The 10,524-nt window shown below is 67.9% G+C and carries 10 protein-coding genes; 1 reads left to right on the forward strand and 9 read right to left on the reverse strand.

Going from position 1 to position 10,524, the window contains the following annotated elements; all coding sequences use genetic code 11:
- Positions 1-31: 31 nt before the first annotated feature.
- From HNO80_RS03075 to HNO80_RS03110, 8 genes are all read right to left on the reverse strand, one after another.
- Positions 32-1,021 carry a DNA topoisomerase IB gene (locus tag HNO80_RS03075; protein WP_175321373.1) on the reverse strand — a complete coding sequence of 330 codons (990 nt, stop codon included), beginning with the start codon at positions 1,019-1,021 and terminating at the stop codon, positions 32-34.
- Between the two features lie 89 nt (positions 1,022-1,110).
- Positions 1,111-2,565 (reverse strand): FAD-dependent oxidoreductase, encoded by a 1,455-nt coding sequence (locus HNO80_RS03080; RefSeq protein WP_175321374.1) that lies wholly within the window; start codon positions 2,563-2,565, stop codon positions 1,111-1,113.
- Between the two features lie 114 nt (positions 2,566-2,679).
- Positions 2,680-3,957, reverse strand: coding sequence for a uroporphyrinogen-III C-methyltransferase (cobA, locus tag HNO80_RS03085; RefSeq protein ID WP_175321375.1), 1,278 nt, complete (start codon positions 3,955-3,957; stop codon positions 2,680-2,682).
- A gap of 242 nt (positions 3,958-4,199) precedes the next feature.
- Positions 4,200-4,496: a putative quinol monooxygenase gene (locus HNO80_RS03090; protein ID WP_175321376.1), complete on the reverse strand. Its 297-nt coding sequence runs from the start codon at positions 4,494-4,496 to the stop codon at positions 4,200-4,202.
- A 162-nt stretch (positions 4,497-4,658) separates the two neighbouring features.
- On the reverse strand, positions 4,659-5,597 hold the full coding sequence (locus HNO80_RS03095; protein WP_175321377.1) for an ABC transporter permease: 939 nt from the start codon (positions 5,595-5,597) through the stop codon (positions 4,659-4,661).
- The gene (locus tag HNO80_RS03100; RefSeq protein WP_175321378.1) at positions 5,587-6,312 is read right to left on the reverse strand and encodes an ABC transporter ATP-binding protein; all 726 of its coding nucleotides are present in this window, start codon (positions 6,310-6,312) and stop codon (positions 5,587-5,589) included. The genes HNO80_RS03095 and HNO80_RS03100 overlap by 11 nt, the downstream gene beginning before the upstream one ends.
- A 44-nt stretch (positions 6,313-6,356) precedes the next feature.
- Positions 6,357-7,520 carry an ABC transporter substrate-binding protein gene (locus tag HNO80_RS03105; protein ID WP_175321379.1) on the reverse strand — a complete coding sequence of 388 codons (1,164 nt, stop codon included), beginning with the start codon at positions 7,518-7,520 and terminating at the stop codon, positions 6,357-6,359.
- A 222-nt stretch (positions 7,521-7,742) separates the two neighbouring features.
- Positions 7,743-8,909, reverse strand: coding sequence for an RtcB family protein (locus HNO80_RS03110; protein WP_175321380.1), 1,167 nt, complete (start codon positions 8,907-8,909; stop codon positions 7,743-7,745).
- 173 nt (positions 8,910-9,082) lie between these two features.
- Between HNO80_RS03110 and HNO80_RS03115 the strand changes: the two genes are divergently transcribed.
- Positions 9,083-9,409 carry a GYD domain-containing protein gene (locus HNO80_RS03115; protein ID WP_175321381.1) on the forward strand — a complete coding sequence of 109 codons (327 nt, stop codon included), beginning with the start codon at positions 9,083-9,085 and terminating at the stop codon, positions 9,407-9,409.
- A gap of 20 nt (positions 9,410-9,429) precedes the next feature.
- On the opposite strand, the gene HNO80_RS03120 is transcribed toward HNO80_RS03115, so the two are convergent.
- Positions 9,430-10,437 carry a GTP pyrophosphokinase gene (locus tag HNO80_RS03120; RefSeq protein ID WP_175321382.1) on the reverse strand — a complete coding sequence of 336 codons (1,008 nt, stop codon included), beginning with the start codon at positions 10,435-10,437 and terminating at the stop codon, positions 9,430-9,432.
- Positions 10,438-10,524 lie beyond the last annotated feature (87 nt).

Genomic DNA, 10,524 nt, shown 5'->3' on the forward strand with positions numbered 1-10,524 from the left:
CCGCGCCGGCCCTTTCCGCTGCGGCTGCCGGTCAGCGCAGCGGGACGACCGCACCCTCCTGGTACAGCAGCGCCCGGATCTCCGACTCGGCCGAATCCAGCCGCTTCGGGTCGATGGTCTCCCCCGCCGCGAAGTGGTCCAGCAGGCGCGGATCCACGTAGCTCTTCCGGGCGATCGACGGCGTGTTGCCCAGCACCGCCGCGGCGTCGACCATGGCGCGGCTCACGGCGCGCTTCCGGGCCGAGACCTTGGCCTGCGGGCCGCTCTTGGCCAGGCTTACGGCCGCCGCGACGGTGCCGCGCAGGGTGCGGAAGTCCTTCGCGGTGAAGTCCGCGCCGGTGCGTTCCTTGACGTACTCGTTGATCTCGGCGCTGGTGACCGGATGCCAGCTGCGGCCGTTCTTGTAGGCCAGCAGGCGGGCGTTGCCGCCGCGGCGCTTGAGCGAGCGGACGACGGCGGCGAGGTCGGCGTCGTCGATCCGGGACTCCCAGGTCTTGCCGCTCTTGGCCGGGAAGCTGAGCCGGAGTTCGTCCTTGCGCACCTTCACGTGGGCGCAGAGCAGGGTGGCCAGGCCGTGGCTGCCGTTCTCGTTGGTGTACCGCTCGGAGCCCACGCGCAGCGATCCGCTGTCCAGCATCCTGAAGGCGGCCGCGAGCACGCGCTCCCGGGTGAGCCCTTCGGAGCGCAGGTCCAGGGTCACCAGCCGGCGTGCGGACGGCAGGGTTTCCGCGAGTTGGAGCGAACGGTCGAACTTCAGCCGGTCCTTCCGCTCCCGCCAGCTTGGGTGGTAGATGTACTGGCGCCGGCCGACGGCGTCGACCCCGGTGGCCTGGATGTGCCCGTTCTCGTAGGGCGCGATCCAGACATCGGTCCAGGCCGGCGGGATCCCGATGCTTTCCAGCCGCTCCCGCACCGGGCCGGCCGGCAGGGTCGACCCGTCCAGGTCCTTGTAGCTGAACCCGGTCCCGGCGGGAACCCGGCGGTAGCCGCGGCCGGACGCGTTGCTGTGACGGAGCCTCATCGGCCGGATCCTGGGTGCCTGGCAATGTCCATGACGGTAAGCCTACTGACTACCGCCCCGGATCGCGTACGCAACATAGCTACAAGAGATCAGACCTCTGCAGCGACTCCGCCGCGGGAGATCTCCACCATGTCCTCGCGCGGGACCACCTTGATGCGTTCGCGCTGGACGCTGTCCGCGCCGGCGCTCGCCTTTTCGCCGAGGGACCGCTCGTGCGCGTCCAGGGCAAGCCAGCCCTCCCAGCTGGTGTACTGCACGCCCCGGTTTTCCAGCAGTCCGACGATCGCCTCCGGCGCGGGCGCAGCCGCCTGCGGCAGGCTGTCGCGGTCCTCCAGCAGGTAGGTCACGGTTTCCAGGGCGTCGCCCTTGGTGTGCCCGATCAGGCCCACCGGGCCGCGCTTAATCCAGCCCGTGGCGTAGATGCCCGGCACGTGGTCTCCGGAGGCATCCAGCACGCGGCCGCCGTCGTTCGGGACGACGCCCTTGCTGTGGTCGAACTCGACCTCGGGCAGGGCCGAACCGAAGTAGCCGATGGCGCGGTAGACGGCCTGGACCGGGTAGTCGATGAACTCGCCGGTGCCGCGGGCGTTGCCCGTGCCGTCCAGTTCGGTGCGCTCAAACTTGATGCCGGCGACGCGGCCGGGGGCGGCGGCATCGTCGAAGATCTCGACCGGGCTGTGCAGGAAGTGCAGGTGCAGGCGCCGGGACGCGGTGAGCTCGGAGAGATCCTCCGGCTGCTCGGCGATCCAGTTGGTGAGCGTGCCCACCATGGTCTTGGTCTGGTTGTTGCTCTGGATCTGGCGGTCCGATTCGGCGTCGAACTCGAAGTCCTCCGGGTAGAGGACAATGTCCACGTCCTTGGAGTGGGATAGTTCGCGCAGCTCCAGCGGGGTGAACTTCACCTGCGCCGGGCCGCGGCGGCCGAAGACGTGGACGTCGGTAACCGGGGAATCCTTCAGGGCGCGGTAGACGTTGTCCGGGATCTCTGAGACCAGCAGGTCATCGGCGTGCTTGGAGAGCATCCGGGCCACGTCCAGGGCCACGTTGCCGTTGCCGATCACCGCGATTTCCTTGGCCTCCAGCGGCCAGTCGCGGGACACGTCCGGGTGCCCGTCGTACCAGGAGACGAAGTCGGCCCCGCCGTAAGAGCCTGCCAACTCGATGCCCGGGATGTTCAAGTCCGCGTCCTTGATGGCGCCGGTGGCGAAGATGACGGCGTCATAGTGGGTCCGGAGGTCCTCGAGCGTGAGGTCAGTGCCGTAGTCCACGTTGCCGAAGAAACGGATATCGCCGCGGTCCAGGACCTTGTGCAGGGCGTTCACGATCCCCTTGATGCGCGGGTGGTCCGGGGCCACGCCGTACCGGATCAGGCCGTAGGGTGCCGGGTAGCGGTCGAAGAGGTCGATGCTGACGGTGAGCTCGCCGCTCTTGACGGCCTCGCTCTTGGTCAGGATGTCCGCGGCGTAGACGCCGGCGGGGCCGGAACCGACGACGGCGACGCGCAGCGGGCGGGCGGCGGTTCCTACGGGGGTGTTCGTTGACACGGCTGTGTTCCTTATTCTTCTGCATCCGTTGCTCCATAACCGCCCTTTTGAGGCTTGATAACGGCAGTTATGGAGCAATCGACGGTCTTTACGGGGTCGTGACGCGGGCTGAAACTAACGGGCGGGGACGCGCGGGACGTTCGGGGAGGTGGTGCTGTAGTCCGCGGTCTTGAAGTGCGACGGCGCGAACGGGCTGACGCGGACCACGTCTCCGATCACGATCACGGCAGGATTCGCGACGCCTGCGGCCTCCGCCTGGTCCGCGATGGTTTCGAGCGTTCCGATGGTCACCCGCTGGTTGGGCAGGTATCCATTCTCTACGATGCCAACAGGCGTCCCGGCTGGCAAACCGGCGCGTCCCAGCGAGGCCGCGGAATCGCGCAGTTGTCCCACGCCCATGAGCAGAATCACGGTGTGGTCGGCGCGGGCGGGCACCTCGGAAAGCTCCTCGTGGCCGGTGACCACGCTGAAGCCCTTGGCGAGGCCCCGGTGCGTGACCGGGATGCCGGCGGCGGCGGGGACTGAGACCGCCGAGGTCACGCCGGGCACCACTTCCACCTCGACGCCGTGTTGCCGGCAGAATTCGGCCTCCTCGCCGCCGCGGCCAAGGACGTAGGGGTCGCCGCCCTTGAGCCGGACCACCCGGTGGCCGGCGAGGGCTTCGTCGACGAGGATCCGGTTGATTTCGGACTGCGGGACCGGGTGGTGGCCGGGGGTCTTGCCGACCTCGATCACGCGGACGTCGGGGGCCAGTTCGGCCAGGAGTTCGCGCGGGCCGAGCCGGTCGGCGACGACGACGTCGGCCTGGCCCAGGAGCCGCCGGCCGCGGACGGTGATGAGTCCGGTATCGCCTGGTCCGCCGCCCACGAGCGCCACCGTGCCGGCCCCGGCGGCCGAGCCTGTGCCCGAAGCGCGGTGTCGGCGCAGCGGCAGGTCCCCGGCAGCCAGGGCGGTGGCGACGGCGTCGCGCAGGGCCATCGCCCGGCGCGGGTCCCCCCCGGCGTTGACGGCGATCTTGACGTCATCCACGACGGCGACGGCCGGCGTCCAGGCGGCGGAGGCCTCGTGGTCGGAGGCGTTGACGCACCAGATGCGCTGCGCCTCGGCGTCGGCGGCGACCTGCGCGTCCACGCCGGCGTCGCCGGTGGCGGTCTGGACGAACCAGGCGCCGTCGACGTCGGAGCTGCGGTAAGGGCGGGGCTGCCAGCTGAGGAGCCCGGCGTCGGACAGGTCGTTCAGGGCCGGGCAGGCAAGCGGCGCCACGACGGTGACTCGGGCGCCGGCGTCGAGCAGTCCCCTGGCGCGGCGTGCGGCGACGGGTCCGCCGCCGACGACCAGCACGGGCCGGCCGAGCAGGCGCAGCGCGGTGGGGTAAATGTCCTGAATTGCCATGCATCGACGATAGGGCGGCGTCCGAGAGTGGAACAACGGTGCGGAAACACCCGTTCATGCAGGGTAACGGGGCGTAACCTGGGTCTCCTCCGGCTGGCTGGCCGGCCGATGTTTGGCTGAGTCGCTGGCGCTCCGGGGGAACTTTGACGGCTGCGGCAGCCGCACCGGCCTCAAACGGCGGCGTGTCCGTGTCAAAGCCGCCCCGGACGGACGGCGCCGGGTCCTGAAAAAAGCCTTCGCCCCTACTTCACCGCAATGACTTCGACCAGTTTGATGTCCGGATCCTTGGCCAGCAGCTCCGGGCCGTGTTGGCCGAGGGCGGCAGGAATGGCCCCGTTGAGATGGGCCTGCCGGTCCTCCTCGGTGTCAAAAGTGTCGAAAATGCCGAAGGTGTTCTCGTTGACCCGGAAGGCGTACCAGGTCCGGGTGCCAGGTTCGCTGAGCACGATCTCGCGGCCTCCGTTGAGGAAGTCCCAGACTTCCTGTTCCTTTCCCGCTTTGGCTTCGACCAGTGCCAGCACTCCAAATTTTGGCGCCACGGCTGTCTCCTTGGAATCGGATGGTTTGGCCGTAACCCGGCCTATAGCCGTGAGTGTAGGCCTGCCTTTGACGACAGACAACAGCAACGCGGGGTCACTTACGGGCCATAAATCCTTAGATCATGGGCTGTAAGGGACCCCGCGCTGCTTGGCGCCAGGGATCTAGCGGGTGCTGCCGGCGAGGAGGCCGCGGCGGCGAAGCAGGCGTTTTTCGATCGGTGCGAAGACGAGCAGTTCGATCAGGATCCCGACGCCGAGGATCAGCAGGATGGCGGACATGACGATGGTCATGTCGGACAGAACACGGCCTTGGTCCAGCATCGAGCCGAGGCCGAAGCCGATGGTGCCGCCAACGGCGATGATTTCCGCGGCCATGAGCGAGCGCCAGGAGAACGCCCATCCCTGTTTGAGACCGCCGAGGTAGCCCGGCAGGGCCGCAGGCAGGATGATCTGCAGGGCCAACTGGAGTCGGGAGGCCCCCAGCACTTTTCCGACGCTGCGGTACTGCGGTGGAATCTGGTCGACGCCCGAGACCAGCCCGTTGATGATCGATGGGATGGCACCCATGAACACCACGAAATAAACGGTGGCATCAGTGATCCCAAACCAAAGGATGGCGGCAGGCACCCAGGCCACAGACGGCAGGACTTGCAGGCCCGAGATCAGCGGCCCGAAGGCGCGCCGCAAGGGTGCCACCTGCGCGAGCAGGAGCCCCACCGGCGTCGCAATGACCACGCTGATCAGGAAGCCCAGCACGCCGCGCTGCAGCGAGGTCCAGACAGCCTCCTGCAGCTTGCCTTCGCCCCAGAGCGTGCCGATCTGGCCGATGACATCCAGCGGGCCGGGCACGACGTCGCGCCGTTTGAAACCGAGGGACACGTACAGCTGCCAGAGGATCACCAGCACCGCGAGCGCAGCCACCGGCAGCAGGATCCTGCTCCAGTCGATGCGGGCCCTGCGGATGGCATCGGACTGCAGGGAATCGAGGCCTGCTTCGAGCTCGCGCAGGTCTTCCTTTCCGCTGGCGGAACGGGTCAGGGCGGCGGTGACCTTGCGGGTCTCGGCCGGAGCTTCCGCTACGGGAAGTTGGTTATTTGGCATGGCGGCGGATCTCCTCTCGCAGCCGGGCGGTGATTTCGCCGGTGAGCTGGCCTGCCAGGCCGGCGTCGGTGCGGTGTTCCTCGCTGACCTGCCATTCGCGCACCACGCGGCCGGGCCGGGAGGAGAGCAGCAGCACACGCTGGCCCAGGCGGACCGCTTCCCGGACGTTGTGCGTGACAAAGACGATGGTGCGGCCGGTTTCCTTCCAGATCCGTTCCAGCTCGTCGTGGAGCAGGTCGCGGGTAATCGCGTCCAGGGCCGCGAAGGGCTCGTCCATGAGGAGCAGCTGCCGGTCCTGGGCCAGGGAACGGGCCAGGGACACCCGCTGGCGCATGCCGCCGGAGAGTTCGTGGGGCCGTTTGTCGCCGGCGCCGCCCAGGTGCACCAGGTCCAGCAGCTCCCCCGCCCGGATCCTGCGGTCGGCTTTCCCGATGCCTCGCAGCTTCAGGGCCAGCTCGATGTTTTCCCGGGCGGTCAGCCACGGGAACAGCGCCGCGTCCTGGAACATGAACGCAGCGCCGTCGCTGGGCACTTCGAGGGCGCCCGACGTCGGGGCCTCCAATCCCGCCATGATGTTGAGGAGGGTGGACTTGCCGCAGCCGGACGCACCGAGCAGGGCGACGAATTCGCCCTGCCCGATGGTGGCATTGACGTCGTCCAGCACCGGGGCGCCGTCGCCGAAGCGCTTGCCCAGGTTTTCCAGTACGACTGGCATGGTCTGGTCCTTACTGTTGTTGCGGTTGGCTGGAGGCTAAGGAGCTAGTCCTTGCCGAGCCCTCCGGCGGAGATCGTTTTGCCGGCCGCACTCTCGCCCAGGACACTATTGAGCGCCGTGAGGTCGAAGATGCCGTTGATGTCGGCCTGCTTGGTGGTTCCGGCGTCGACGCCGTCCTGGAGCAGTTTCTTGTAGGTCCCGGCGAGCGGGTCGGTGGTGAAGACGATGTTTTTCAGGGACCGGTCGATGACGTCGGCCGGCAGCGCCTTTCCGGCGGCTGCCTTGAGTGCGTCGTTGAGGACGGTGGCCTTCTCTGCGGCGGGTGCCGCGTTCAGCCAGTCGACGGATTCAACATGCCCCTTGAGGAGCGCCTGCACGGTGGCCGGGTGCTCGGCGGCGAACGTCTTGTTGACGATCAGGACGGTGGTGACGAACTCGCCCTTCTCCCATAAGTCCTTCTCGTCGACCAGGACCTTCGCCCCGGCCTGGAGCACCAGGCGTGACGCCCACGGCTCCGGCAGCCACGCGCCGTCGAGCTTACCGTCCTGAAACAGTTTGAGGGTCTGGGCGTTCTCGGTCGGGTTGATCGTGACGTCGCCGCTGCCGTCCGTGGAGGTCTTGAACCCCTGATGGCCGAGCCAGGCGCGCAGGGCCACGTCCTGGGTGCCGCCGAGCTGCGGCGACGCGAGCGTCTTGCCCTTGAGGCCGGCGGCCGAGTTGATACCGGGCTTGACCACAAGCTGCGCACCGCCGGCCGTGGCGCCGGCGATGATGCTGATGGATTCGCCTTTGCTCTTCACGTAGGAGTTGATCGCCGGGTTGGGTCCGATGTAGGTCGCATCGATCGCGCCGGCGTTGAGCGCCTCGATCGCGGCGGGGCCGGCGTTGAAGACCTGTGTGCTGAGCTTGGTTTGACCCAGTTCCTTGGCGATGAACCCCTTGGTGACGCCAATCAGGGCCGGGCCGTGGGTGATGTTGCCGAAGTAGCCGAGCCGGAGTTCCGTCGCCGGGGCGGTGCCCGCGGCCGGCGCTGCCCCGGCCTCGTTGGTGCGGGACACCGTCGAGGCGACGGCGGCGCCGGCGCCGATCAGCAGGGCGAGGCCGACGGCGACGCCGATTTCGACGGTGCGCTTGCGTTTCGGCTTGGCCGATTCGCCGGCGACGATCCGGGTGGTGCCGGGGGTGGGGTTCTCAGGCGTGGATGACATGGAAGGATCCTGTTCGTGGGGGTGCGGGTGGGCCGGGCGGGTGGTCAGCGCCGGCGACATCGCCCCTGGAGTGCCCTGAGGGAGGGGCTGTTGAACCGTTCCGGAGTAGTCATGGACTCACCCTAGGGAGGGCCACGAACCGGGTTCAATGGTGCGGAAACCCGGGGTCACGCAAGTTCATGCAGCGTCATATGCGGACCCTGCATTCGCACCCGGCCGGGCTCAGTCGCCTTTGACGTTGACGAGCTGCCGGAGCTTGTGCCGCACCCTGACGAGGTCCGCAGAGTCGCGCATCACCAGGTCGATGGGCTTGTATGCGGCGGGGATCTCGTCGATGAAGGCCTCGCGGGGCCGGAATTCGATGCCCTGCATGGCGGTCTTCAGCTGGGCGAGCGAAAACGCTTTCCGCGCGGCGGTGCGGGAATACTCCCGGCCGGCGCCGTGCGGTGCGGAGTTCAGCGACGCCTGGTTCCCCCGCCCGACGACGATGTAGGACGCCGTGCCCATGGACCCGGGAATCAGCCCGGGGTCCCCTGCCTGGGCCCTGATGGCGCCCTTGCGCGAGACCCAGACAGACTTGCCGTAATGCGTTTCCTGCGCGGTGAAGTTGTGGTGGCAGTTGATCCGTTCGAGTTCCCGGACCGGGCCGCCGACCCAGCATTCGAACTGCTGGACCACCCTGTCCATCATTTCCTCGCGGTTCAGCAGGGCGAAGTGCTGCGCCCACCGCAGTTCCCGGAGGTACCGGCGGAATTCGGGGGTGCCTTCCTCGAGGTAGGCCAGGTCCCGGTCCGGCAGGGCGATGTGCCGGCGCAGGGCCACGCTCCGGGCCTCGGCGATGTGCCGCTGGGCGATCTTGTTGCCCACCCCGCGGGAGCCCGAATGCAGGAACAGCCACACCGCGGCGTTCTCATCCACGCAAACCTCGATGAAGTGGTTGCCCGAGCCCAGCGAGCCAAGCTGCAGCTCCCAGTTGGCCGCGTACATAGCCGGGTCAAAGCCCGCTTTCGCCGCCAGCCGCCGCAGCTCGGCGAGCCGGGGTCCGGCGGTGGCGGAGATCCTGCGGTTGAAGTGGCCGGCGGACAAGGGAATGGCGCGCTCGATTGCCTCGCGCAGCCGTTGCAGGTCTTTGGGCAGCTCCTTGCGCATGTACTGGGTGCGGACGGCGATCATGCCGCAGCCGATGTCCACGCCCACGGCGGCCGGGATGATGGCGCCCACGGTGGGGATGACAGAGCCCACAGTGGCCCCCTTGCCCAGGTGGGCGTCCGGCATCAGCGCAAGGTGCGGGTAGATGATGGGCAGCTGGGCCGTGGCGAGGGCCTGCCTGCGGGTCTCGTCGTCCAGGATGGATGCCCAGCTGAAGAGACGGCTGTTGATGGCTTCCAACGATCTGCCCTCCCACGACGATGATGGTCCGCCGGTGGCCGGGTGGCAAGGACCCTGAGGCCCGGGCACGGCCCGGGTCTCTCCGCTCGCGGGAGACCCGGGCGCGGCCATTGCTGGCCAGGCAGCCGACTGCCATTCTTACTGAACCGGGACACGCAGGAAAGGACGAGACGATGCCCCTCTATCTGTCGAAGTTCAGCTACACACCCGAGACGTGGGCGAGACTGATCAGCAAACCGGAAGACCGCAGGAAGGCCGCCCAGGCCTACATCGAATCGGTGGGCGGGAAGCTCCACGGCTTCTGGTACGCCTTTGGCTCGCACGACGGCTACAACCTGTGGGAGGCGCCCGACAACGTGTCCATGGCCGCGGTTGCGCTCGCGATCAGCGGAGGCGGGGCACTTAGCTCCTTCGAGACGACCGTGCTCCTGACGGTCGACGAAACCATGGAAGCGCTGGCCAAGGCCGAGCAGATCAAATACCGGCCGCCGGGCGCCTGATTGTTTCGGGTGCGGCAGGCTCAGTCCTGCATCCGCTCCAGCCGGTACGTCAGCTTCGCCTCCCGTTTGGGGTCGTCGCCCAGGGACTTGGTCCGCGCAATGTAGTCCGCGCCCCATGTCTTGAGCAGGAAGTCGTCGGCGATCCGGACGTGGCCGGCGGGGAATTTGTAGTCCATCCGCTTCGCCACGCCGGACCAGTCGGCGGCACCGAACAGCTTCTCGGCCTCGGCCACGGTCCGCACCCCGTTGGCCGCCAGGACGTCCCCCAGCCAGCCGTACTGCCGGGCCTGGCTTCTGGGGTGTTCGGAGAGCAGCCGCGCGAGCATGTCGTGGAGGATGTCCCCGGTGAGCTCGGTGGCGGGATTCGCGGCGAACTCGGCCGTGCTTTCGGCCTGGCGGCGTTTGACGATGTCGTTGATTGCCGAGAACTGGGCGTCGGCGAGTTCGATCAGGGTCGACGCCATGGTGAACGCTCGGTCCACTTCCGCGTTGGCCTCGGCGAGTCCCTTGTACCGGATGTCGTGCTCGAAGGCGGCCCACGCGTGCTGCAGCACCGTCCGGATCTGGACTTCGAAGCGCTCGCCGATGAACGTGTGGCAGCCCACTGGTACGTTCCCGGCAGGGACTTCGAGGATGAGGTGCCGGCCGGCGTAGCCGATCTGGCCGTTCCGCCGTTGGGAGCTGGTCTTGTCGTCGTCCTCGCGGCAGTTGAACTGCCCCTTCAGCGCCGTGGCAACGTCCGCGATGTCGGGTTCCAGGAACATGATGATCCGGACACCGATGAGGTCATTGAGCTGCTCGAGGCCGCGCTCGTATTTGAACCTGCCGTCGGCCGTGAGGCGGTCCAGCTTTTCCTTGACCGAGTCTGGGTCCTTGACCCGGGCCTGCACGGTGTGGTGGTTGAGACCATCGTCGCGGAGCCGGGCGCGGATGGCATCCCCGATCGCGTCCGAAGCAGCATTCAGCCGGGGAAGCAGAGCCCTGTAGTGCTCCAGGGACCTGGCAATAACGGAATCATGGTCTTCCAACCGCTCCCCCTCGGATCAACGCGCAGCGCCTCTAAGCAGCAGGGTATCCAAGGCCGCCGGTTTGAGCTATTGCAAAGCTTAGGGCAG

The sequence above is a fragment of the Arthrobacter sp. C9C5 genome, assembly GCF_013359735.1.
GTDB lineage: Bacteria > Actinomycetota > Actinomycetes > Actinomycetales > Micrococcaceae > Arthrobacter.